We start from the raw sequence: 23073 nt of genomic DNA, 5'->3' as shown, positions 1-23073 counted from the left end.
CCACTCGTCCGGGCGCGGAGTGCGCCGCGGCGCCGGCATCTTTCTTCGACATCGGGTAGGGTTTGCGGATGAGCATCTCGGTCAAGGGCGGAGCGCCTCGTCGATGGATCGGCCTGATCGCCGCGCTGCTGTTCAGTCAGGCCCTGCCGGCGGCGCAGTTCACGATCTCCGACATCCGCCTCGAGGGGCTCCAGCGCATCTCGCCCGGTACCGTCTTCAACTCCATGCCGGTCGCGATCGGCGACACCGTCAGCGACAGTGTCACCGCCAATGTCATCCGCTCCCTCTATGGCACCGGCTTCTTCGACGACGTGCGGGTCGAGCGCGATGGCTCGGTCCTCGTCATCTGGCTCGAGGAGCGCCCTGCGATCGCCGAGATCGACATCTCGGGCAACAAGGACATCAAGACCGACGACCTGAAGAAGGGGCTGGGGGATATCGGTCTTGCCGAGGGGCGGGTGTTCAACCCCTCATTGCTCGATCGCATCGAACTGGAGCTCAAGCGCCAGTACTTCGCCCGTGGCAAGTACGGCGTGGAGATCCGCTCGACCGTGTCGCCGCTGGAGCGCAATCGGGTCGCGGTGCGCATCGAGATCGCCGAGGGCGCCACCTCGCGGATCAAACAGATCAACCTGATCGGCAACGCCTCCTTCAGCGAGAAGGAGTTGCTCGGCGAGTTCAAGCTCGGCGGCCGCCGTTGGCACTCCTTCTACTCGAAGAACGACCAGTATTCGAAGCAGAAGCTCGCCGGCGACCTCGAGGCGCTACGCAGCTTCTACCTCGATCGCGGTTTCATCCGCTTCGAGATCAAGTCGACCCAGGTGTCGATCAGTCCTGACAAGAAGGACATCTATGTCACGGTCGCGATCGATGAGGGTGGCCGCTACGAGATCGGCGACATCCGCCTCGCTGGCGAGGCGACGGTGCCGACCGAGCAACTCTTTCCGCTGATCCAACTGCGTCGCGGCGAGACCTTCTCGCGCTCGGCGACGGCCGAGAGCGCGGAGCGGATCTCCAAGCGGCTCGCCGACGAGGGCTACGCCTTCGCCAACGTCAACACGATCCCGGAGATCGACGACGAGGATCGGACGGTCGCGGTGACCTTCTTCGTCGACCCCGGGCGGCGGGTCTACGTGCGGCGCGTCAACATGAAGGGCAACACCGAGACCCGCGATCAGGTCCTGCGCCGCGAGATGCGTCAGCTCGAGACCGCCTGGTTCTCGGCCGAGTTGGTGCGCCAGTCCCAGGAGCGCTTGCAGCGCCTCGGCTATTTCGAAGATGTCTCGATCGAGACCCCGGCGGTACCGGGTTCGGCCGATCAGGTCGACGTCGATGTCACGGTCGTCGAGAAACCTTCGGGCAACCTGATGGCCGGCATCGGCTACTCGCAGTCGCAAGGCATCCTCTTCAATACCAGTATCACCCAGAATAATTTCCTCGGTACCGGCAAGCGGGTGTCGCTCGCGTTCAATACGAGCGGGTCGGACCAGTTCTATCAGCTCGCCTATACCAACCCCTACTTCACCGTCGATGGCATCAGCCGCGGCTTCGAGCTGTCCTATCGCAAGATCGATTACGACGATCTGACTGGTGCCGATTACACGACCGATGTCGGTACCGCCGGGATGAGCTTTGGACTGCCGATCACGGACACCAGCAAGGCCGGGCTCGGGTTCCGCTACGAATACACCAAGTTCAACCCGAGCAAGGACTCGGCGCTGGCCCAGGACTTCGTCGCGAACAACGGCGACGTCTTCCATGACTTCGTACTGACGGCCAGCTACACGCGCGATTCGCGCGATCAGGCGATCTTCCCCACCAAGGGCGCCTCGCAGTCGCTCGTCGCCGAGGTCTCGATCCCGGGCAGCGACCTCGAGTACTACCGGCTGACCTATCGCGACCGACGCTTCGTGCCGCTGACGAGGCGCTTCGTGTTGTCGTTGCGCGGCGAGGTCGGCTACGGTGACGGCTACGGCTCGACCGATGGCCTGCCCTTCTTCGACAACTACTATGCTGGCGGTCCGCGGAGCGTGCGGGGCTGGGAGGAGTCGTCGCTCGGTCCGCGCGAGACCTCGGGCGATCGCGATCCGACCGGCGGCAATCTGAAACTCACCGGTAGCATCGAGCTGTTCGCGCCGCCGCCGGTCGGCGGCCAGTTCGAGAAGACGCTGCGCTTGGGGGCCTTCTTTGACTTCGGCAACGTCTGGACAACCGACGACTCGGACCTGGTGTCCCCGACCGGCTTCGACCTGGGCGACATCCGCTACTCGACGGGTCTATCGGTGACCTGGATGTCGCCGGTCGGCGCCCTGTCGGCGAGCCTCGGCTATCCGCTCAACGACGAGGACGGCGACGACACCCAGGTCTTCCAGTTCAACTTCGGACAGGCGTTCTAGGGCCGCTGGCCATGGCGATGCGTTTCCTCACACTCATCCTCCTGCTCGCTGCCGCGCCCCTGACCGTCGCGCCGGCGGCCGATTACAGCATCGCCGTCATCGATGCCAATCGCGTCGTCGAGGAGTCGCCCCAGTACGCGGCCGCCGGCCAGGCCCTACAGGGCGAGGTCGCCGAGCGCGAACGGGCGTTGCGCGAGCAGCAGGAGGAGATCGCCAAGCTTCAGGAGCGGCTCGAGCGCGACGGGCCGCTGATGAGCGAGGACGAGGTTCAGCGGCTGCAGAACGATATCCGCAGTCGTCAGCGGCGCCTCAAGTACGCCCAGGTCGAGTTCCAGGAGGACTTCGCGCTGCGCCAGAACGAGTTGCGCACCAAGCTCGCGAAGCAGGTCCAGGAGGCCGTCATCGAGTTGGCGAAGGAGAAGGGGATCGATCTGATCCTGAGCGAGGGCGTCGTCTACTCGAGCGATCGGATCGACCTCTCCGACGAGGTGATCGAGCGCCTGAAGCAGCGCTTCCAGTCGCGCTGACCGGCCCGACCCCGCTTGCACCGATGACCAGAGGCTCGCCCATCACCCTGGGGGCGCTCGCCGCCGACCTCGGGGCGGAGTTGCACGGCGACGGCGCCGTCGTCGTGACGCGGGTTGCCGATCTAACTCGGGCCGAGCCCGACAGCTTGTCTTTTCTCGGTGATCGGCGCTATCGTTCAACCCTCGAACGCACCCGCGCGGGGGGTGTCATCCTGGCAGCGGGCGATGCCGAGCACTGCCCCGTCCCAGCATTGGTCACGGACAATCCGTATCTCGCCTTCGCCCGGGCGGCGCGGCGCCTGCACCCGTATCCGCCGGTCGTCGGCGGGGTGCATCCATCGGCCGTCGTCGCCGATTCCGCGCACATCGACGCGAGCGCCTCGATCGGTCCGCTCACGGTCGTGGAGGCCGAGGCCGAGATCGGCCCGGGGGTCTTCGTCGGGCCGGGCTGCATCGTCGGGGCCGGCTGCGTGATCGGCGCCGAGAGCCGTCTGGTCGCGCGCGTGACCCTCTGCGAGGGCGTGCAGGTCGGTTGCCGCGTCCTGCTGCACCCGGGCTGCGTGATCGGTCGCGAGGGGTTCGGCTTCGCGAGGGACGGGGAGCGCTGGGTGCGGATCCCGCAGATTGGACGTGTGCGGCTCGGCGACGACGTCGAGATCGGCGCCAACACGACGGTCGACCGCGGCGCCATCGGCGATACCGTCATCGCCGCCGGGGCCAAGATCGACAACCTCATCCAGATCGGGCACAACTGCGAGATCGGCGAGAACACGGCGATGGCGGCCTGTTCCGGGATCTCGGGTTCGACCCGCATCGGGCGCAACTGCACGGTCGCCGGGGCCGTCGGGATGGCGGGGCACCTGGAGATCGGCGATGACGTCCACTTCACCGGGATGGCGATGGTGACCCGCTCGTTCCCGGAGCCCGGCGTCTACAGCAGCGGGATCCCGGCGATGCCGAACGCCGAGTGGCGACGGGCCGTCGCCCGCTTGCGGCAGCTCGACGCGCTGGCGCGGCGGCTCAGGCACGTCGAAGACGAATCAAAGGCCAAATAACAACACGATAGGGTCGTGACCGGGGCTGTGGCGGCGCTCGGTTTGACCGTTCGCTCCGTCCGCTTGGAGGTAGCCTTGAGCACGATGGACATCCACAAGGTGCTGAGCCTGTTGCCGCACCGTTATCCCTTCTTGCTGGTCGACAAGGTCGTCGAGTTCAAGCAAGACGAGTACCTGATCGGGGTCAAGAACGTCACCTTCAACGAGCCGTACTTCGTCGGCCACTTCCCGATCCGTCCGGTCATGCCCGGGGTCCTGATCATCGAGGCCCTGGCCCAGGCGACCGGTCTGTTGGCGATGGAATCGCGCCCGCAGGACGTCGGCGAGAAGGCCCTCTACTATTTCGTCGGCATCGACAAGGCGCGCTTCAAGCGCCCGGTCGAGCCAGGCGACCAGCTGTTCCTGGATGTGCGCGTCCTCAACATCAAGCGCGGCATCTGGAAGTTCAACGGCGAGGCACGCGTCGACGGCAAGCTCGCGGCCAGCGCCGAGATCATGTGCACGGCCAGGGACTTCTGAGCTTGATCCATCCATCGGCGATCATCGACGCCGACGCCGAACTCGGCGCGGGCGTCGAGGTCGGGCCCTTCGCCGTCATCGGCCCGCGGGTGCGGATCGGTGCCGGCTGCCGGATCGGTCCCCATGCCGTCGTCATGGGCCCGACGCGGATGGGCCGCGACAATCGGATCTACCAGTTCGCCTCGGTCGGCGAGGCGCCGCAGGACAAGAAGTACGCCGGCGAGGAGACCTGGCTGGAGCTCGGTGAGCGCAACGTCGTGCGCGAGTACGCGACCCTGCACCGGGGTACCGCCCAGGACCGTGGCCTGACCCGGATCGGCAACGACAACCTGCTGATGGCCTATAGCCATGTCGCCCACGACTGCGAGATCGGCGACCACGCCATCCTGGCCAACGCCGCCTCGCTCGGCGGCCACGTCCAGATCGGCGATTGGGCGATCCTCGGCGGCTTCACGATCGTGCACCAATTTTGCCGCATCGGCGCCCACGCCTTCTGCGCGATGGGCTCGGTCGTCACGAAGGACGTGCCGACCTATGTCACGATCGGCGGCCATCCGGCCGAGCCCCGCGGCATCAACAGCGAGGGGCTCAGGCGGCGCGGCTACACCGAGGAGACCATCCAGGCGATCAAGCGCGCCTATCGGCTGCTCTACCTCTCCGGCCTGAAACTCGACGCCGCGGTGGCCGAGATCCGCGCCCTGGCGGCGCAGACGCCGGAGCTTGCGGCCCTGGCCGACTTCGTCGCGGCCAGCCAGCGCAGCATCGTGCGTTGATGGCCCCGACGGTCGCGATCGTCGCGAACGAGCCGTCCGGGGACCTCCTCGGCGCGGCCCTGATCCGCGCGCTGCGGGCGCAGCGGCCGGGGCTGCGCTGCCTCGGCGTCGCCGGGCCGCGGATGCTCGAGGCCGGCTGCGAGACCCTGATCGAGATGGAGCGGCTGTCGGTGATGGGCCTGACCGAGGTCCTCGGCCACCTGCCGGAACTCCTGCGGATCCGCCGCGACCTGGCGCGCCGGTTCCTCGCCGAGCGCCCGGCGGTCTTCATCGGCATCGATGCCCCGGACTTCAATCTCGGCCTCGAGCGGCGCGTGCGCGCGGCCGGGATCGCGACCGCGCACCTGGTCAGCCCGACCGTCTGGGCCTGGCGACCTGGGCGGGTCAAGCAGATCCGTGCGTCCGTCGATCGGATGCTGTGCCTGTTTCCGTTCGAGACCGAATTCCTCGAGCGCCACGGCGTCCCGGCCCGCTACGTCGGCCACCCGCTGGCCGATGAGATCCCGCTGCGCGTCGATCGCGCCGCGGCCCGCGCGCGCCTCGGCCTGCCGGGCGAGTCGCCGATCATCGCGCTCCTGCCCGGCAGTCGCCGCGGCGAGGTCGAGCGGCTCGCCGCGCCCTTCCTCGCGGCGGCCCGCTGGTGCCACGAGCGGCGCCCCGAGCTGCACTTCGTGGTGCCCCTGGTCAGCGAGCGGCTGCGCCGACTGGTCGAGGAGGCCGCCCGGTGCGAGGCCCCGGACCTGCCGCTGACGCTCGTCGACGGGCGCAGCCGCGAGGTCCTCGGGGCCTGCGATCTGGTCCTGACCGCCTCCGGCACCGCGACGCTCGAGGCCCTGCTGCTGAAGCGGGCGATGGTCGTCGCCTATCGGGTCCACCCGCTCACCTATCAGCTCGTCAAGCAGCTGCGCCTGATCCGGGTGCCGCACATCGCGATGGCCAACCTGCTCGCCGGCGAGGCGTTGGCGCCTGAGTTCATCCAGGGGGAATGCCGCCCCGAGCGGCTCGGGCCGGCGCTGCTCGGGTTTCTCGACGACCCCGCGCGGGTCGCTGCGATCCAGGCCCGCTACGCCCGCATCCACGCCGACCTGCGCCACGACGCGGCGGCCGCGGCCGCGCGCGCGGTCCTCGAGCTCATCGACGAGCGCGGCGCGCGATGTTGATCGCCGGCGTCGACGAGGCCGGTCGCGGGCCGCTGGCCGGTCCGGTGGCCGCCGCGGCCGTGATCCTGGACCCGGCCAGGCCGATCGCCGGGCTCGACGATTCCAAGCGCCTCTCGGCGACCCGCCGGGCACGCCTCGAGGAGGCGATCAAGGCCGAGGCGCTGGCCTGGTCGCTCGCCTGGGCGACGGTCGCCGAGATCGATGTGGGCAACATCCTCCAGGCGGCCTTGCTCGCGATGCAGCGGGCCGTGGCCGGGCTCGGCGTTGCGCCGACCGAGGTCCTCGTCGACGGCAACCGCTGTCCGATCCTCGCCTGTCCGGTGCGCGCGATCGTCGGCGGCGACGCCAGCGTCGCCGCGATCAGCGCCGCGTCGATCCTCGCCAAGGTCGCGCGCGACCGCGAGATGCAGCGGCTCGATGCCCTCTATCCGGGCTACGGGTTCGCCGAGCACAAGGGCTACCCGACCGCCGCGCACCGGGCGGCCCTGCTTCGGCTCGGTCCGAGCCCCGTCCACCGCCGCTCGTTCCGCCCGGTGCGCGAGCTGTCCGAGCGCGCTCAGCCGGCCCCGTAGCGGCGCTCGACATAGTCGTCGACGAGCCGCATGAACTGCTCGGCGATGTCATCCCCCTTGAGGGTCAAGACCTTCTCCCCGTCGATGAAGACCGGGGCCGATGGGCGCTCGCCGGTGCCTGGCAGGCTGATGCCGATATTGGCGTGCTTGCTCTCGCCCGGGCCGTTGACGACGCAGCCCATGACGGCGACCTGGAGGTCCTCCACCCCCGGGTAGCGTCCGCGCCAGACGGGCATCTGGGCGCGCAGGTGCTCCTGGATGTCGCGTGCCAGCTCCTGGAAGAGGGTGCTGGTCGTGCGCCCGCAGCCCGGGCAGGCGGTGACCATCGGCGCGAACGAGCGCAGTCCCATCGTCTGGAGGATCTCCTGGGCGACGATGACCTCGCGATCGCGCGCCTGGCCGGGCTCGGGCGTCAGCGAGACGCGGATGGTGTCGCCGATGCCCTCCTGGAGCAGCACGGCCAGCGCCGCGGTCGAGGCGACGATGCCCTTCGAGCCCATCCCGGCCTCGGTCAGGCCCAGGTGCAGCGCGTAGTCGCCGCGCGCCGCGAGCGTGCGGTAGACATTGATCAGGTCCTGGACGCCGCTCATCTTGCACGAGAGGATGATGTGGTCGCGCGGCAGGCCGAGCGCCTCGGCGCGTGCGGCGCTCTGGAGCGCCGACTGGACCATCGCCTCGTGCATGACGGCCTCGACCGGCAGCGGCGCGCCCGAGCGGGCGTTCTCGTCCATCAGCCGCACGATCAGGTCCTGATCCAGGCTGCCCCAGTTGACGCCGATCCGCACCGGTCGGTCGTAGCGGCAGGCGATCTCGATCATGGTCGCGAACTGGCTGTCGCGCTTCTCGCCGCGCCCGACGTTGCCCGGGTTGATCCGGTACTTGGCCAGCGCCGCGGCGCAGTCGGGATAGTCGCTGAGGAGGCGATGGCCGTTGAAGTGGAAGTCGCCGATCAGCGGGACGTCGAGACCGAGGCCATCGAGGGCCTCGCGGATCCGCGGCACCGCCTGGGCCGAGGACTCGTTGTTGACCGTGATGCGTACGAGTTCGGAGCCGGCGCGGGCCAGTTCGGCGATCTGGGCGACCGTCGCGGCCACGTCGGCGGTGTCGGTGTTGGTCATCGATTGCACGACGACCGGGGCATTGCCGCCGACGCGGATCTGGCCGATGCGCACGGCGACGGTGGGGCGACGCTGGATGGGATGTGGGCTCATGGTGTCGTTTCGGCTGGTGAGGGAGGGGACGCGCCTGGCCGGCCGGCCGGCGGAGCCGGCGCGCTCACGGCAGCGGGGCGCGCAGGCCCTGGACGAGGGCCAGGTAGTCGGGCTCGTCGGGGCCGATCAGGCCGTGGCGGATCAGGAAATCGATGATGACCAGGTTGCAGTTGAGCTTGAAGGCGTCGGTATCGCGCACGGTGGCGAGGACCTGCTCGATCGACCACAGGGCGAAGGATTCGACCTCCCCGTCGGTGCAGACCGGCGTGAATCCCTCCGGCAGTTCCAGGTCGTAGCAGTAGATGACATCCGGCTTGAGACCGGCCGCCGAGGTCCGGCAGTAGGTCACGGCCCCGACCGGGCGCGCCCGGTCGGCCAGTGCCGGGGACATGCCGGCCTCCTCGTGGCACTCCTTGCGCAGGTTCTCGGCGAGCGAGACGCCCCAGGGCAGGCCGCCGGCGACCAGGTGGTCGAGCCGCCCCGGGTAGTTGCGCCGGTCCGCGGCGCGCCGCCCGACCCAGAGTGCGAGCCCGTCGGCGGTGCGCACGAAGCCATTGAGGTGCTGGCCGAAGGCGCGTACGCCGAAATAGGGTGCGGCGGCGCGGTCGATCAGGAAGCGCGCCTGATCCCGGCCCCCAGCACAGACCGGATAGGGTTCCCCGTGCCGGTGGCTGATGAGCCCGTCGGCGACGAGCCCGGCCAGGATCTCGGCGAAGCGCGCGCTGCGGGCCTCGAAGCCGGTCGGCGCCGCTTGCCAGTGCAGGGCGCCGTCGTCGGCGAGCCGGAAGTCCGCGCCGTGCCAGGCGAGGTCCGCGGCGAAGCCTCGCGTGACCAGGCCGAGGCGCTCGCCGGCGACGACGAATGGCCGGTAGTCGTCCGGGTCCCAGCGGTTGCAGGCATGGATCTTCTCGAGCAGGCTCATCGCGGGTCCGGATCGGCGAGGATGGTACAGAGGACGGTACGCTCGCGGCGCGGCCCGTCGAACTCGCAGAGGAAGATGTTCTGCCAGGTCGAGAGGCCGAGCTGGCCGTCGTTCAGCGGGATCGTCTCGGAGGGGCCGACGAGGCCGGCCTTGAGGTGCGCGTCGCCGTTGCCGTCCTCGGCGTCGTGGCGCCAGATGCCACGCGGGATCAGCCGGCGCAGCAGCTCGACGACGTCGCTGCGCACGCTCGCATCCCAGTTCTCCTGGATCATGAGGGCGGCGGTCGCGCCCTGGGCGTAGAGGGCGACCAGGCCGTCGCGGACGCCGCTGCGCGCGACGGCGGCGCGCACCTCGGCGGTGATGTCGATGAGTTCCTCGCGCGCCCGGGTCGCGACCTGGATGCGTGCCTGCATCAGCGCCTCTCGCCTTCCGCCTCGTGCGCCTTCGCCTCGGCCCAGAGCCGTTCCATCTCCTCGCGCACCGTCGGTCCGGGCGCGAGTCCAGTCGCGCGCAGGCCTGCCTCGATGTGGGCGAAGCGCCGCTCGAAGCGGGCGTTGGCGGCGCGCAAGGCCTGTTCGGCCTCGACGTCCATGTGGCGCGCCAGGTTGACGCAGGCGAACAGGAGGTCGCCGATCTCGTGCTGGCGGGCGCCGGCCGGGGCCTCCTCGGCGAGCGTCGCGCGGCATTCGGCGAGTTCCTCGCGGACCTTGTCGAGGACGCCGTCGATGTCGTCCCAATCGAAGCCGACGGCCCGCGCGCGCCGTTGCAGCTTCTCGGCCCTGGCCAGGGCCGGCAAGGCCCGGGCGACGCCGTCCAGGGCCCCGGCCGCCTCCGCGGGGCGCTTCGCCGCGCGCTCGGCGGCCTTGGTGCGCTCCCAGTTGGCGCGTAGCTCGGCGTCGGTGCGCAGGTCCGCGTCGGCGAAGACGTGCGGATGGCGGCGGATCATCTTGTCGCAGATCGCCTGGACGACGTCGGCGAAGGCGAAGCGGTCCTGTTCTTCGGCCATCCGAGCGTGGAAGACGACCTGCAGGAGCAGGTCGCCGAGCTCATCGCGCAGCGCATCCATGTCTCCCTCCTCGATCGCTTCGGCGACCTCGTAGGCCTCTTCGAGGGTATAGGGGAGGATGGTGCGGAAGGTCTGTGCGAGGTCCCAGGGGCAGCCGCCCTGCGGGTCGCGCAGGCGGGCCATGATCGCGAGCAGATCGGAGACGGTGGCAGGTCGACTCATCGAAATACGATACCGGGCAATGGGGCTGCCGCGCTACCCCGCGACCCCGAGGGGGATCGCGAGGGCGATGGGTCCCTCGCCCTCGCGCCAACGGCGGCCGGGACGGTCAGATGAGTCCACGTTCGGCCAGCGAGGTGCCGCGGCCCTCGCCGACGATGAAATGATCGAGGACCCGCACGTCGATCAGCGCCAGGGACTCCTTCAGACGTTGGGTGATGCGGATGTCGGCTTGGCTCGGCTCGGCGACCCCGGACGGGTGGTTGTGGGCGAAGATGACGGCTGCGGCATTGATCATGAGCGCCTGGCGTACGACCTCGCGCGGGTGCACGCTAGCCCCGTCGATGGTGCCGCGGAAGAGCTCTTCGTAGCGGATCACGCGGTGGCGGTTGTCGAGGAACAGGCAGGCGAAGACCTCGTGCGGGTAGGCGTAGAGGCGCGCCTTGAGATAGTCGCGGGTGGCCTCGGGGCTGGTCAGGACGTCGATGCGGGAGATCCCGTCCTCCAGATAGCGCCGGCTCATCTCCAGGACGGCCTGGAGCTGCGCGAATTTGGCCAGGCCCAGCCCCTTGCCGCGGCAGAACTGTTCCTGTCCGGCCGAGAACAGGCCGCGCAGCCCGCCGAGTTCGGCGAGCAGGTCGCGGGCGAGATCGACGGCGCTCTTGCCGGCCACGCCGGTACGCAGGAAGATCGCCAGCAGTTCGGCATCGGTCAGCGCGCGGGCGCCGCGCGTCAGCAGGCGCTCGCGTGGGCGCTCGTCGGTCGGCCAGTCGGTGATCGCCATCCCTGTCCTCGCGCTCGGGCACCGGCGCGGCCCGCTCTGTCTTTGAATCGTATCGTTGCATTATAGTTCGTGCGCCGCCCGTCGCGGGGCAAATCGGCTACACTGGCCGCTGACGAGGCGAGGCCGACTGGGGAGCAGGGGCGAGGTGAGCGACAAGCCGGGGAGCCGGATCCTATTGGGGATCAGTGGCGGGATCGCCGCCTACAAGGCGGTCGAGTTGGTGCGCCGGCTGCGCGCGGACGGCGCCGAGGTGCAGGTCGTGATGACCCGCGCCGCCGCCGCCTTCGTCGCGCCGCTGACGCTCCAGGCCGTCTCGGGCCGGCCGGTGCGCCAGGCGCTGCTCGATCCGCAGGCCGAGGCGGGGATGGATCACATCGAGCTCGCCCGCTGGGCCGACCTGCTGCTGGTCGCGCCGGCCACCGCCCACCTGATGGCGCGCCTGGCCCTCGGTCTGGCCGACGATCTCTTGACGACGCTCGCGCTCGCGACGGAGGCGCCCCTCGTGCTGGCCCCGGCGATGAACCATCGGATGTGGACCAACCCGGCGACCCAGGAGCATCTCGCCCGCCTGGTGGCGCGCGGCGTGCGGGTCCTGGGGCCGGCGAGCGGCGCCCAGGCCTGCGGCGAGGAGGGGCCCGGGCGGATGCTCGAGCCGGCGGAGATCGTCGCGGCGCTCGCGCCCGAGGCATGGCCAGGGCGCGCGGGTCATCGAACGGGTCCCCTCGCGGGCCGATGCGTCCTGATCACGGCCGGGCCGACCCGCGAGCCGCTCGATCCGGTGCGCTTCATCGGCAACCGCAGCTCGGGGCGGATGGGTTACGCGTTGGCCGCGGCGCTGGCCGCGCGCGGCGCCGCGGTGACGCTCATCAGCGGCCCGAGCGCGTTGGCGCCGCCACCGGTCGCGGACTTCGTGCGGGTCGAGACGGCCCTGGAGATGGCCGCGGCGGTCATGGAACGGGTCGCCGGCTGCGACCTCTTCGTCGCCACCGCCGCCGTCGCCGACTACCGCCCCGCCGCGCCGGCCGCCGGCAAGATCAAGAAGGCGGCCGCCGCGCTGACCATCGAGCTGGTCCGGAATCCGGATATCCTGGCCGAGGTCGCCGCCTTGGCCGCGGGACCCTTCACGGTTGGCTTCGCGGCCGAGACCGAGCGGCTCGAGGAACACGCGACGGCCAAGCTGCGGGCCAAGGGGCTCGATATGATCGCCGCCAACCGGGTCGGCACCGGGGCCGGCGGCTTCGATACCGACGACAACGCCCTCGTCGTCCTCTGGCCCGGCGGTCGCCGCGCCTTTCCGTTGATGCCGAAGACCCTTCTCGCCGACCAACTCGCGGACCTCATCGTTGAACGCTATCTCGCATCGCTTGCAGGTTAAGCTCCTCGACCAGCGCCTCGGGCGCGACTTCCCGATGCCGCGCTACGCGACGGACGGCTCGGCCGGTCTCGACCTGCGCGCGATGCTGACGACCGAGCTCGTGTTGGTGCCGGGGGCGACGGCCCTCGTGCCGACCGGCATGGCCATCCATATCGCCGACCCGGGCGTCGCGGCCATGATCCTGCCGCGTTCGGGCCTCGGGCACGAGCACGGCGTCGTGCTCGGCAACCTCGTCGGCCTCATCGATTCGGACTACCAGGGGCCGCTCCTCCTCTCGTGCTGGAACCGCGGCGAGCGGCCCTATCGGATGCAGATCGGCGAGCGTGTCGCCCAGCTGATCCTGGTGCCTGTGCTGCGGGCCGAGCTGGAGGTGGTCGAGGCGTTTTGCGATTCGGCCCGGGGCGCCGGCGGCTTTGGACACAGCGGTCGCGGCTGAGGTGGCCCGTCGATGATGCGCGTTTCCCGAGCGAAGCGACGAACCGAGGATGCGGCTATGGAAGAGAAGAGGGCCCCGCACGGCCGTCCCCTGATCGCGTCCTGGCTCGGCCCCTCGCTCGCGCTCGCGCTGCTCCTGCTCTTGGCCATCGCCCTGGCGACCCTCGCCGCCGGTGCTCGGCACGCGGCCCTCGATGGCCAGCGCCAGGTCGGCCTGGCCGACCTGATCGGGGGCTACACGGCCGTGCGCGTGCAGGAACTGCGTGCGACGCTGGAGCGCTGGGGCCGCGACGCCGCCCTCGTGGAGGCCCTCGTCGTTGGCGACGAGGAGGGCCTGGCGCGCCAGGCGGAGGCGCTGCGCCGGGCCGTGCCGGCGGCCGTGGTCGTCCAGATTCGCTCGCTCGCCGATGCCTCGGCACCGGCGGAAGAGGACCCGGAACTGAGCTTCGCCGGTCGCGACCTGGTCCGCCGCACGGCCCAGTCGGGACAGGTCAGCGTCCTGGAGGTCCATCGCGTCGGCAGCGCCGAGCGCCACCTCGCGATCGCCGCACCGATCACCGATCCGCTCGCCGACGGCGTCTTCGGCGTCGTCTATCTCGGGCTGTCGCTCGGTTGGCTACCCGAGGTCGGCGCCGCGGGCGACGACCTCGGGCTGATCCGTTACCAGCAGCAGGTCGGCGCCGATCGAGTGACGATCGATCCGGCCGCGGCCGCCCCCCGGGGCGAGCCCGATTACACGGCATCCGTGCCAGATTCGCGCCTCCTCGTGGCGGCCTGGTCGGGCGAGGGCCGTTGGCTCGCGGTCGGGTTCCTCGCGCAGCTCGCCGGCCTCTCGCTGGCGCTGCTGGCGCTTGCGGGTCTCGTCGTCGCGCTGGCGGCGCGCCGCCAGCAGCGGTCGTTGGTCGCCGATCTGGCCGGCATCCTGGCGCTCGTCGAGGACGCCGCCGAAGGTCGCGGCCTGCGCGGCGCGCGGTGTCGTCTCGCCGAGCCCGAGGGTTTGCGGGCGCAGATCCGACCGCTCCTCGAACGCCTCGTCGGGGCGGGTCGCGCCGAGGCGGGCGGTGTCGGTCCGGCGCCGACTGAGTCGGTCCAGGCAGGCGACGAGGACTGGCCGAGCAGCGAGGAGATCGAGGGCCTCGCGCCTGAGCTCAAGGCCGTACTCGAGAAGCGCCCGGCGGCCTCGCCACCGGCGCCCGACGGGCTGGCAGGGATCGAGGTGCCGGCCGAGATCTTCCGAGCCAACGACATCCGCGGGCTGGTCGGCGAGACCTTCACCGAGGAGCTCGCGCGGACGATCGGCCGCGCGATCGGCAGCGAGGTCCGCGCCCGCGGCGGGCGGCAAGTCTGCGTCGGGCGCGACACACGGGTCTCGTCTGAGGCCCTGGCCGAGGCGACCATCGAGGGCCTGCGTGCGGCCGGCTGCGATGTGACCGTCCTGGGATTGGTGCCGACGCCGCTCGTGTACTTCGCCACCCGGTTCCAGGGCGAGAGTGCTGGGGTCATGGTCACGGCTGGGCACAATCCTCCTAAATACAATGGGGTGAAGATCGTCATCGACGGCGAGCCGCTGGTCGATGGGCAGATTGCCGCGCTGCGCGAGCGGATCCTCGAGGGGGACTTCGCGAGCGGCGAGGGAGCCCTTGTCGAGCGCGACCTGGTCGATCGCTATTGCGAACACGTCGAGCGCGATATCACGCCGGCGCGGGTACTGAAGGTGGTCCTCGATTGCGGCAGCGCGACCACCTCGGTCGTCGCGCCCGTGCTCTACCGACGGCTAGGCTGTCGGGTGGTCGATCTGGGGTGCGATCCGACGGCCGGTGGACGGGCCATCGATCCGGCCCAGCCCGACTGCCTGCTCGGGCTCGCCGAACGGGTCGTCGCCGAGGGCGCGGACCTCGGTCTCGCCTTCGATACGGACGGCGATCGCCTCGGGGTCGTCGACTCGGGGGGCCGCTTCATCGCCGCGGACGCCCTGCTGCTGCTGCTCGCGATCGATGTCCTGTCGCGTCACCCGGGCACTGACGTCGTGTACGATGTTGCCTGCTCCCGGGCGCTCGCCGGCGAGGTGCTGCGCCATGGGGGCCGCCCGGTGATGTGGCGCTCCGGCCATGCCCGGCTCAAGGCCAAGCTGCGCCAGTGCGGCGCGCTGATCGCCGGCGACGCCGACGGTCACATCATCTTCGACGACCGCTGGTTCGGCTTCGACGACGCCCTCTATGCCGGCGCCCGGCTGATCGAGCTGTTGGCGCAGGACCCGCGACCGAGCGCCGAGGTCTTTGCGGCCCTCCCGGTCGGACGGGCGACGCCAAAGCTCTACGTGCCGCTCGCCAGCGGCGATGCCGCCAAGGTCATGGCGGCCATCCAGGGGGTGGCAGGCCAGGTCCTGGTCGGGGCCGAGATCAGGACGATCGACGGACTGCGCGCCGAGTTCGAGCGTGGCTGGGGGCTGGTGCGCGCCGCCGACACCCGTCCGGGTCTGGCGTTGCGCTTCGAGGCCGACGACGAGGAGGCGTTGGGCGCCGTTCAGGGGCAGTTCCGCCGCCTCCTGGAGCAGGCCGCGCCGGGCCTGCGGCTGCCGTTCTGAGGCCGTGGCCGGCGAGTCACCGATTCATCTAGAGGAGTCACGATGTCATTGCCGAGCGAGGGGGCGCGCAACATCGCCCAGGTCCTGATCGAGGCCTTGCCCTATATCCAGCGCTTCCGCGGCAAGACCATGGTGGTCAAATACGGCGGTAATGCGATGGTCGAGGCAGCCCTGCAGCAGGGCTTCGCGCAGGATCTGGTGTTGATGAAGCTGGTCGGCATCAACCCGGTCGTCGTCCACGGCGGTGGGCCGCAGATCGGCCGCCTGCTCAAGCGCCTCGGCAAGGACAGCGAGTTCGTGCAGGGCATGCGGGTGACCGACAGCGAGACGATGGACGTCGTCGAGATGGTCCTCGGTGGCCTCGTGAACAAGGAGATCGTCAACCTGATCAATCGTCAGGGCGGCGCGGCGGTGGGCCTCTCGGGCAAGGACGGCGATCTGATTCGGGCGCGCAAGCTCGTGCTGCGTCGCGACGCCCCGGAACTGCTGGTCCCGGAGATCATCGACCTCGGTCATGTCGGGGAGGTCGAGAGCATCGATGCCGGCGTCGTCAACCTCCTGGTGCAGGGCGACTTCATCCCGGTCATCGCGCCGATCGGCGTCGGCGAAGACGGCTTCTCCTACAACATCAACGCCGATTTGGTCGCCGGCAAGGTCGCCGAGATCCTCGGCGCCGAGAAGCTGGTCCTGCTCACCAACACGGCCGGTCTGCTCGATGCCGACGGCGCGTTGATCAGCGAACTCGATGTCGGGCGGGTCGCCGAGCTGATCGAACAGGGCGTCATCCATGGCGGCATGCTGCCGAAGATCCGCTGCGCGATCGAGGCGGTCCAATCCGGTGTGCGCAGCGCCCACATCCTCGATGGGCGGGTCGAGCACGCACTGCTGCTCGACCTCTTCACCGACGAGGGGGTCGGTACCCTGATCCGGCGCCGCTAGGAACGGTTCAAAAACGAGGCGGGCTTGCCGCCCCGCATGCCCCCGGCCCCTCGCTAACGGGGCTCGGGCATGGGCGGCTCCTCCTCGGCCCCACGGTCGAGCGCCGCCCGAAAGCCGGTGATGAGTTCCGGTGCGCGCGGGTCTTGGCAGGTGCGCCCGTCTTGGCGCGGCCGGTGGCACTGGACATCGAGGAACAGGGCCTCCCCCGCCCCGCTGCCGTCGGCGATCCGCGAGAGGATCAGGCCAACGTCACCCGCCTTGCGCGGTGCAGCGGTGACGATCAGGCGATCCCCGGCCAGGTGTATGGGCGTGGTCGCGTGGCGCCGGACATAGGCGACGGCGAGCGGCCAGAGTCGGTCGCATTCGGCGGCGTCGGCGCAGGTCACGAGGTTGGTGAGCGGCGGTGGTGCCTCCGTCTCGCCCGAGGGGGCCGCCGCTGCCTCGGTGGGTTCGACGAGCCGCTGGTAGCGCGCGAGATCCCTCTCGAAACCGGCATGGACCTCGCGGCGCTGCCGCTCGTGCTCGAGGATCTTGGTGTAGGCGTTGCGGATCATGGTCTCCGCGCTCGCGATCCGGGCCCTCAGGTCCTCCGGGACGGCCTTGCCGGCGCGCTCCATGTCGCCCGCCTCGCCGTAGAGGTTCACGAGCCGTCCCTGGTAGAGGCGGATCAGGGAGCGTGTCACCTCGATCGCCGCGTCGATGCTCGCAAGCTTGGTGCTGCGGGCGAGATGGATGTCGTCGACCGAGTGATAGGTCCGCAGCAGCCGGGCGTCAGCCGCCGCCTGGGCGTCGATCAGGCGCTGCCGCTCGGCGCGCGCGCGCTCCAGTTCGCGCTCGCGGGCCCGTTCTTCCGGCGTCTTGGCCGGCGGGACCGTCTCCAGACGGACACCTGTGTTGGAGATCTCGGTGCGCCCGCGCTGGATCTCGCTCGGCGGCACCCTGTCCGAGTAGTGCACGACGCCCTCGTCGTCGACCCAGCGGTAGAGCGTCGCTGCGGCACCGGCGCCAGCGAGCGACAGTAGCACCCCGGCGAGGGTCGCGACCACGCCGGCCGACATCCGCAGCGGGGAACGGTGTCGGTCGCAGGTCGGCTGATCCATGCAGGTGCGTGGCGAGACCATGCCGGTGGTGGTCCTCCGTCGCTGCCGTCGGGACGGGAGGCCGGCGCCGGCCGGTTAACGCGTGTCCGACTGGAGGCTGCCGAACTCGGCGCGGTAGCGGCGCACGGCGGCGAGGTCTGCGACGGCGCCAGGGGTCTCCTCGAGGAAGGCGAGGAGGTCCTCGAGCGTCGCGATCGCCGTGACCGGCAGGCCCTGGTCGCGGCGCACCTGCTCGACGGCCGAGCGATCTTCGGAGCCGCGTTCCTGGCGATCGAGCGCGATGAGGACACCGGCCGGCTCGGCCCCGTGGGCGCGGATGATCGCCACCGACTCGCGCACCGAGGTACCGGCCGTGATGACGTCGTCGATGATCAGCACGCGGCCGTGCAGCGGGGCGCCGATCAGATCGCCGCCCTCGCCGTGGTCTTTGGCCTCCTTGCGGTTGAAGGCGTAGGGTACGTCGCGGCCGTGCCCGTCGGCGAGCGCGATGGCCGTCGCGGCGGCGAGCGGGATGCCCTTGTAGGCGGGGCCGAAGAGGACGTCGAACGGCGGCGCAGCGGCGACGATGGCCTCGGCATAGAAGCGCCCGAGCCGCGCCAGGCGGGCGCCGGTGTTGAAGAGGCCGGCGTTGAAGAAGTAGGGGCTCTGGCGTCCGGACTTGAGCGTGAATCGGCCGAAGCGCAGCACCCCGGTCTGGATCGCGAACTGGAGGAATTCTCGTTGGTAGTCGAGCATGGCTGTGGACTCGGTGTGGACACTGGGCCTCGTTGTTCCGGGGGCGGCGGGCATTGGTCCGGTCGCCTTGGCCGTCTCGACGGGCCCGATGGGCCGGCGTGGGCGCGCGGCGCGCTCGGGCGCTGCCGCGCAGGTCGCTTGCGACGACCCGACGACGCCGTGTTCGGCGTCCGTTCGGCGCCTCCGCCGATAGCGTGGCATGTCGGGGGCGCCACGTCTATCCTCGGTGGCCTGCGGCCATGATCGACGACCCCGGGACCCTGCTGACGGCCTTCCTCGTCGGTCTGCTCGGCGGCGTGCACTGTCTCGGCATGTGCGGGGGCATCGTCGCGACCCTCACGGCCGGCCTGCCGCGCCGGGCGCGGGCCAGTCCGCTGTCGGCCATGCCGTATCAGCTCGCCTACAATGCCGGGCGCCTCGCCGGCTATGCGCTCGCCGGCGCCCTGATGGGTGGCCTCGGGGTAGTCCTGGCGCAGTCCCTGTCGCTGCAGCAGGGCCAGCGCCTGCTCTATGGTGTGTCTGGGCTCGTCATGGTGCTGCTCGGCCTCCATTTGGCCGACTGGTGGCGGGGGCTGGCGCGTGTGGAGGCGCTCGGCGGGCGGCTGTGGCGCCATCTCGAACCGCTCGGCCGGGGCCTGCTGCCGGTGACGACCCCGGCGCGTGCCTTGGGTCTGGGGTTCATCTGGGCCTGGTTGCCGTGCGGCCTCGTCTATAGCGTGCTGATCTGGGCGATGGCCGCCGGGAGCCCGGTGCAGGGCGCCTCGCTGTTGCTCGCCTTCGGTCTCGGCACCCTACCGAATCTGCTCGGCATCGGCCTGCTCGCGGGGGCCGTCGCGCGCGTCGCGCACCGCCCGGCCGTGCGGCGCGCCGCCGGACTCCTCGTGATCGGCTTCGGTCTGCATGCCCTGTGGCAGTTGGTGCGGTTCTGAGCCGATCGGCGCCGGGAGGCGGGTTGCGGTCGACCCCGGGTGTGGCCGTGAAGGTCGCTCGCCCTGTCCTCAGCCTGGCGGGGCCAGCGGTTCGCCGGCGGCGGGCTCGGGCCGGCCGGCACGCTCGGATGGCCCGTCGAGGGTCGGGGGGTGGTAGAGGGCGCTGTCGATCGCGCGCAAGGCCACGAGGCGCTCGGTCAGCGCGCGATGCTCGGTGCGCAGTCCGGCGATGCGCTGCGTCAGCCCGCTGCCCGAGCGCTTGATCTGCTCCAGGCTCTCCAGTCGTTGCTCCATTGTCGCCTGGTGGTGCTCGATCGCCTCGGCGAGCGGTGCGAGCGCGTCACCGAGCCAAGGGTCGAGATTGAGCCTCAATCGATCGAACAGGACCCGGGCGCGGCTGGCGATGCGCTGGTGGAAGCGCTCGATGACGTGTGCCTGTTCGGCGAAGGCCATCGTGCGGCGGAGGTCCTCGGCCTCCTGGTAGAGCAGTTCCAGCTCGACATGGTAGCGAGTCGGAACGAAGGCGCGGGGCGCGGCGAGCTCGAAGCCATGTTCGACGCGGAACTCCTCGTACACACTACGCAACAGCCGGCGCTGACGCTCGGCCTCGTCCGTGATCGCCTGCATCCGCGCGCGCAGCCGGTCGAGCAGGTCCTTCATCGCGACGCCCAGACCGTGGGTCGTCCAGCTCTTGACCATGGCCTTGTGGCCGGCCTCGATCAGTGCGTCGATGCTCGGTCGCGCGAGGATCTCCCGACAGTGCGCGGTGTCGGCGAGGAGTTGGTCCCGAAGAGTCTGGAACCGGGCGACCGCCGTTTGGTGCTGGTGGCGATGGTCCTGGGTCTGCTCGGACAGGCGCTCCTGGACCTTGGCGTTGCGCCCCTGCAGCTCTTCGAGCTCCTGGATCAGGCCCTGGATATGGATGATTTGGCCGGAGATCTGGGCGTAGTGGCCTTGGGCGAGCGCGCCGATCCCCTCTTCGAGGCGAGCGGTGAGGTCGCGGTGCTTGGCTGCCAGCAGCTGGTTGGCCAAGGCGCGCTCCAGCTCCGGCAGGCGGCTGAGTCGGAGCAGGTTCTCGTCCTGGCGCACGCGGGCCGCGAGGCCCAACCCGAGCGAGAGCGGGACGACCTGCTCGATGGGCAGTGCCAGCGCCTCGGCGACCTCGCGGCGCAGCGCGTTTGGCGACTTCTCGGTGGTGGGCCTGGGCGGGCCGCCGGGGTGCGTTCGTGTCGGATCGGGTCGGTCGACGGAGACGACGATATCCTGGCGGCGCGTGGCGAGGGGCGCCTGTAGCTGGTGCTGCCAGAACGCGAGGTCGGCCTCGTCGATGCCGTCCTCGGCGTCGAGGGCGAAAAGGATCGCCTGGGAGCGGCTCAGCGGCGGTTGCGCCGACTCGGGATCTGCAGGCGCGAGACCGGGCAGGATCAGGATGGTCAGGCCCTGCTGGAGCAGCGGGTGGGGCAGGCTGACGAGGGCCTCGTGCCAGGCGCCGGCCTCGGGCGTGGCCGCTTGCAGCAATCGCTGCAAGTGGCGCGCGTGGGGCTCCTGCGCGTCGTCGCCGAGGGGATGATGGATCCACGAGCGTGCGTTCGGCCCATCGTCCGCGCGCGGCAGGAGGCGCAGATAGGCCGATGGCTCGGCCTCGTCCCAAAAGAGGGCGATCGGACAGGCCGGCAGGCGGCCGTCCGGCGGCAGCAGCGGACGGGTATGACCGGGGAAGAGGAGGGCGTTGACCAGGGTGGCGGTGCGGGCCGGGTCGCCCGCGACGGTCGCGACGGTAAGCCGGTCGCGACGCAGCGTCGCGAGACAGTCCTGGATCTGGGCCATCGATTCGGGCGTCTCGGCGTCGTTCTCGGCGAGCCATCGTTCGAACTCGATGACGGTTCGCTCGATCCGGTCTTTCCATTGCCGGTAGGCGCTGACCCCCCGTTGTATGGCCGAAGGCGAAAGGGTATTCCTGCCGTCCAAGATACCTGTCCCGTGTATCCCAAGCCAACGCAAGAGTATATACGACGACGCCCGGCCCCCATCAGCGGCGGGCGCCGCGCCGCCCGTCAGCTTGCTGGCCCGGGTCGGACGGTGCGGGCACCAGGCCTGCGAGCCGCCGGGGGTTGCGGATGCGCACCCGCTTGGTGCGCGACAGGGCGCCCGCGTCCAGTTCGACCCCGGAGGGTGTCACGCCGAAGGTCTCGGCGAGGAAGCGGCGCAGGTGGGCGTTGGCCTTGCCGTCGACCGGCGGCGCCGTGATCTGCACGCGATAGCACTCGCCGAGCGGACCGACGAAGGCGTCGCGCTTGGCCCGCGGCTGCACCTTCAGCGTCAAGCAGAGGTCGCCGGCGTCCCAGCGGTACCAGGTCATCGTCGGGACCTCGTCGGTCCGCTCGGCCTCCGCGGGCGTCGTCAGATGACCCACGGTGGGCTCAGTGTCAGGGCCTGCAGCGGCGGTAGCAGCAGCATCCGCAGCAGGACCAGGCCGATGATGACCAGCAGCGGCGACAGGTCGATCCCGCCGATCGGCGGCAGCAGCCGCTGCGCCGGGCGCAGCAGCGGCGCGGTCAGGCTCTCTAGCAGGCGCATGCCGGGGTGGCGCGGATCCGGGGCGACCCAACTCAAGATGACCCGGATGAAGACGGCGAACAGGAAGATGTTGATGGTCAGCCCGACCAGGGCCGGCAGCGACCAGAAGAAGGCGCCGAACAGGTTACGCTCGACGCCCGCCAGCAGGCCGATCAGGACCAGCTCGGTCGACTTGAGCAGCCAGGCGAGGACGAGCGAGGCGACGTCGGCCCCGCCGATGCCGGGCACGACGCGCCGCAGCGGCCCGAGGACAGGGGTCGTCAGCTTGACGACGAACTGCGAGATCGGGTTGTAGAAGTCCGCCCGCAGCCATTGCAGCAGGAAGCGCAGGATGACGATCGTCGTATAGAGCCCGAACAGGGTCTGGATCAGGAAGACCAGCGGGTTGGTCAGATAGGTGTCGGTCATGACTGCTCCGTCAGTTGGTCGGACAGCTCGGCGGCACGTCGGCGCGCGGCGGCCGTCGCGCGGGCGACGAGGTCCTCGAGGTCGCCGGCGGCGAAGACCGCGAGGGCCGCCTCGGTCGTGCCGCCCGGCGAGGTCACGCGCGCGCGCAACGTCGCCGGCGCATCGCCGCCCTCGATCGCCATGCGGGCCGCCCCGAGGGCGGTCTGGATCGTCAGTAGGCGCGCGTCCTCGGCGGGCAGCCCGAGGTCCACGGCGGCGGCCTCGAGGGTCTCCATCAGCAGGAAGAAGTAGGCCGGGCCGCTGCCCGAGATGGCCGTGACCGCGTCGATCAGGTCCTCTTCGGCGACCCACCGGACCATGCCGACGGCGCGCAGGATGGTCTCGGCCTGATTGCGCTGCGCGGCGCTCGCTCGGGGCGAGGCGTGCAGGCCGACGGCCCCGGCCTGGAGCATCGCCGGGGTGTTGGGCATCGCCCGCACGATCGGCAGGGCGGTGCCGAGCCAGTCGGCGATCGTCGCCTCGCGTACCCCGGCCATGACCGAGATCACGAGCGACAGGCGCGACCCGAGCCGCCCGGCCAGTTCGCGGCATACGGTGGGTGCGATCTGCGGTTTCACGCAGAGGACCAGGGTGTCGGCCTCGGCGACGGCGGCCGCGTTCGAAGCGGCGGCGCGCACGCCGAAACGCTCGGTCAGGGCCCGGGCCTTGGCCGGATCCGGGTCGCTGACGATCAGCCGCTGCGGCTGGTAGCCGTCGGCGACCAGGCCGGCGATCAGGCTGGTGGCCATGTTGCCGCCGCCGATGAAGGCGATCTGTGCATGCTTCATGATCTTTCCGTTGCGACTCC

The 23073-nt window shown here is 70.5% G+C and carries 23 protein-coding genes; 12 read left to right on the top strand and 11 right to left on the bottom strand.

The genetic code is table 11. From position 1 onward, the window contains the following. Positions 1 to 68 precede the first annotated feature (68 nt). The 7 genes from bamA to rnhB all read left to right on the top strand — a co-directional run bounded on the left by bamA (position 69) and on the right by rnhB (position 7002). On the top strand, positions 69 to 2396 hold the full coding sequence (gene bamA, locus CKO41_RS01165; protein WP_200253512.1) for an outer membrane protein assembly factor BamA: 2328 nt from the start codon (positions 69 to 71) through the stop codon (positions 2394 to 2396). A 17-nt stretch (positions 2397 to 2413) separates the two neighbouring features. Continuing rightward, the gene (locus CKO41_RS01160; protein ID WP_242463857.1) at positions 2414 to 2923 is read left to right on the top strand and encodes an OmpH/Skp family outer membrane protein; all 510 of its coding nucleotides are present in this window, start codon (positions 2414 to 2416) and stop codon (positions 2921 to 2923) included. A gap of 23 nt (positions 2924 to 2946) precedes the next feature. Further along, positions 2947 to 3978 carry a UDP-3-O-(3-hydroxymyristoyl)glucosamine N-acyltransferase gene (lpxD, locus tag CKO41_RS01155; RefSeq protein ID WP_200380997.1) on the top strand — a complete coding sequence of 344 codons (1032 nt, stop codon included), beginning with the start codon at positions 2947 to 2949 and terminating at the stop codon, positions 3976 to 3978. Positions 3979 to 4062: 84 nt separating this feature from the next. Continuing rightward, the gene (fabZ, locus tag CKO41_RS01150; RefSeq protein WP_242463868.1) at positions 4063 to 4497 is read left to right on the top strand and encodes a 3-hydroxyacyl-ACP dehydratase FabZ; all 435 of its coding nucleotides are present in this window, start codon (positions 4063 to 4065) and stop codon (positions 4495 to 4497) included. A 2-nt stretch (positions 4498 to 4499) separates the two neighbouring features. Beyond that, a complete protein-coding gene (gene lpxA, locus CKO41_RS01145) occupies positions 4500 to 5270 on the top strand; it encodes an acyl-ACP--UDP-N-acetylglucosamine O-acyltransferase (protein ID WP_200253506.1) in 771 nt (256 codons plus the stop codon). Next, the gene (lpxB, locus tag CKO41_RS01140) at positions 5270 to 6430 is read left to right on the top strand and encodes a lipid-A-disaccharide synthase (protein ID WP_200253504.1); all 1161 of its coding nucleotides are present in this window, start codon (positions 5270 to 5272) and stop codon (positions 6428 to 6430) included. The genes lpxA and lpxB overlap by 1 nt, the downstream gene beginning before the upstream one ends. Continuing rightward, on the top strand, positions 6424 to 7002 hold the full coding sequence (rnhB, locus tag CKO41_RS01135) for a ribonuclease HII (protein ID WP_200253501.1): 579 nt from the start codon (positions 6424 to 6426) through the stop codon (positions 7000 to 7002). The genes lpxB and rnhB overlap by 7 nt, the downstream gene beginning before the upstream one ends. Here rnhB and ispG read toward each other — a convergent pair. The 5 genes from ispG to radC form a co-directional block, all read right to left on the bottom strand. After that, positions 6987 to 8213 carry a flavodoxin-dependent (E)-4-hydroxy-3-methylbut-2-enyl-diphosphate synthase gene (gene ispG / locus CKO41_RS01130; RefSeq protein WP_200253499.1) on the bottom strand — a complete coding sequence of 409 codons (1227 nt, stop codon included), beginning with the start codon at positions 8211 to 8213 and terminating at the stop codon, positions 6987 to 6989. The two genes, rnhB and ispG, sit on opposite strands and share 16 nt — an antisense overlap. A 64-nt stretch (positions 8214 to 8277) precedes the next feature. Beyond that, entirely contained in the window at positions 8278 to 9135 is an 858-nt protein-coding gene (locus CKO41_RS01125; protein ID WP_200253497.1) for a DUF4743 domain-containing protein, read from the bottom strand. Beyond that, positions 9132 to 9548 carry a secondary thiamine-phosphate synthase enzyme YjbQ gene (locus tag CKO41_RS01120; protein WP_200380996.1) on the bottom strand — a complete coding sequence of 139 codons (417 nt, stop codon included), beginning with the start codon at positions 9546 to 9548 and terminating at the stop codon, positions 9132 to 9134. The genes CKO41_RS01125 and CKO41_RS01120 overlap by 4 nt, the downstream gene beginning before the upstream one ends. Then, positions 9548 to 10363, bottom strand: a complete 816-nt coding sequence (mazG, locus tag CKO41_RS01115; RefSeq protein WP_200253492.1) for a nucleoside triphosphate pyrophosphohydrolase — start codon at positions 10361 to 10363, stop codon at positions 9548 to 9550. The genes CKO41_RS01120 and mazG overlap by 1 nt, the downstream gene beginning before the upstream one ends. A 106-nt stretch (positions 10364 to 10469) precedes the next feature. Continuing rightward, a complete protein-coding gene (gene radC, locus CKO41_RS01110) occupies positions 10470 to 11144 on the bottom strand; it encodes a RadC family protein (protein ID WP_200253490.1) in 675 nt (224 codons plus the stop codon). A 145-nt stretch (positions 11145 to 11289) separates the two neighbouring features. Between radC and coaBC the strand changes: the two genes are divergently transcribed. Genes coaBC through argB form a run of 4 tightly spaced genes read left to right on the top strand, consistent with a single transcriptional unit; the run spans position 11290 to position 16477 of the window. Beyond that, a complete protein-coding gene (coaBC, locus tag CKO41_RS01105) occupies positions 11290 to 12519 on the top strand; it encodes a bifunctional phosphopantothenoylcysteine decarboxylase/phosphopantothenate--cysteine ligase CoaBC (RefSeq protein ID WP_200380995.1) in 1230 nt (409 codons plus the stop codon). Further along, the gene (gene dut / locus CKO41_RS01100; RefSeq protein ID WP_200253532.1) at positions 12497 to 12955 is read left to right on the top strand and encodes a dUTP diphosphatase; all 459 of its coding nucleotides are present in this window, start codon (positions 12497 to 12499) and stop codon (positions 12953 to 12955) included. The genes coaBC and dut overlap by 23 nt, the downstream gene beginning before the upstream one ends. A 57-nt stretch (positions 12956 to 13012) precedes the next feature. Beyond that, a complete protein-coding gene (locus CKO41_RS01095) occupies positions 13013 to 15538 on the top strand; it encodes a phosphomannomutase/phosphoglucomutase (RefSeq protein WP_200380994.1) in 2526 nt (841 codons plus the stop codon). A 42-nt stretch (positions 15539 to 15580) separates the two neighbouring features. Further along, the gene (argB, locus tag CKO41_RS01090; RefSeq protein WP_200253703.1) at positions 15581 to 16477 is read left to right on the top strand and encodes an acetylglutamate kinase; all 897 of its coding nucleotides are present in this window, start codon (positions 15581 to 15583) and stop codon (positions 16475 to 16477) included. A gap of 53 nt (positions 16478 to 16530) precedes the next feature. Here argB and CKO41_RS01085 read toward each other — a convergent pair whose 3' ends face one another. Together CKO41_RS01085 and pyrE are read right to left on the bottom strand one after the other, a co-directional pair. Next, complete coding sequence (locus CKO41_RS01085; RefSeq protein WP_200253705.1) at positions 16531 to 17598, bottom strand: DUF4124 domain-containing protein; 1068 nt, start codon at positions 17596 to 17598, stop codon at positions 16531 to 16533. Between the two features lie 54 nt (positions 17599 to 17652). Then, on the bottom strand, positions 17653 to 18312 hold the full coding sequence (gene pyrE / locus CKO41_RS01080; protein ID WP_200380993.1) for an orotate phosphoribosyltransferase: 660 nt from the start codon (positions 18310 to 18312) through the stop codon (positions 17653 to 17655). Positions 18313 to 18551: 239 nt separating this feature from the next. Here pyrE and CKO41_RS01075 point away from each other — a divergent pair, with 239 nt between their 5' ends. Then, positions 18552 to 19241 carry a sulfite exporter TauE/SafE family protein gene (locus tag CKO41_RS01075; RefSeq protein WP_200253708.1) on the top strand — a complete coding sequence of 230 codons (690 nt, stop codon included), beginning with the start codon at positions 18552 to 18554 and terminating at the stop codon, positions 19239 to 19241. 69 nt (positions 19242 to 19310) lie between these two features. On the opposite strand, the gene CKO41_RS01070 is transcribed toward CKO41_RS01075, so the two are convergent. The 4 genes from CKO41_RS01070 to proC all read right to left on the bottom strand — a co-directional run bounded on the left by CKO41_RS01070 (position 19311) and on the right by proC (position 23053). After that, positions 19311 to 21209: a dynamin family protein gene (locus CKO41_RS01070; protein ID WP_200253710.1), complete on the bottom strand. Its 1899-nt coding sequence runs from the start codon at positions 21207 to 21209 to the stop codon at positions 19311 to 19313. A gap of 61 nt (positions 21210 to 21270) precedes the next feature. Next, on the bottom strand, positions 21271 to 21600 hold the full coding sequence (locus CKO41_RS01065) for a DUF167 family protein (protein WP_200253718.1): 330 nt from the start codon (positions 21598 to 21600) through the stop codon (positions 21271 to 21273). Positions 21601 to 21641: 41 nt separating this feature from the next. Next, positions 21642 to 22226 carry a YggT family protein gene (locus CKO41_RS01060; protein WP_200253712.1) on the bottom strand — a complete coding sequence of 195 codons (585 nt, stop codon included), beginning with the start codon at positions 22224 to 22226 and terminating at the stop codon, positions 21642 to 21644. After that, entirely contained in the window at positions 22223 to 23053 is an 831-nt protein-coding gene (gene proC, locus CKO41_RS01055) for a pyrroline-5-carboxylate reductase (RefSeq protein WP_200253714.1), read from the bottom strand. The genes CKO41_RS01060 and proC overlap by 4 nt, the downstream gene beginning before the upstream one ends. Between the last annotated feature and the right edge of the window lie 20 nt (positions 23054 to 23073).

The organism is Thiococcus pfennigii (assembly GCF_016583835.1).
Lineage (GTDB): Bacteria > Pseudomonadota > Gammaproteobacteria > Chromatiales > Chromatiaceae > Thiococcus > Thiococcus pfennigii.
Note: the sequence above shows the minus strand (reverse complement) of the source record. Positions and strands in the feature narration are given on the sequence as shown.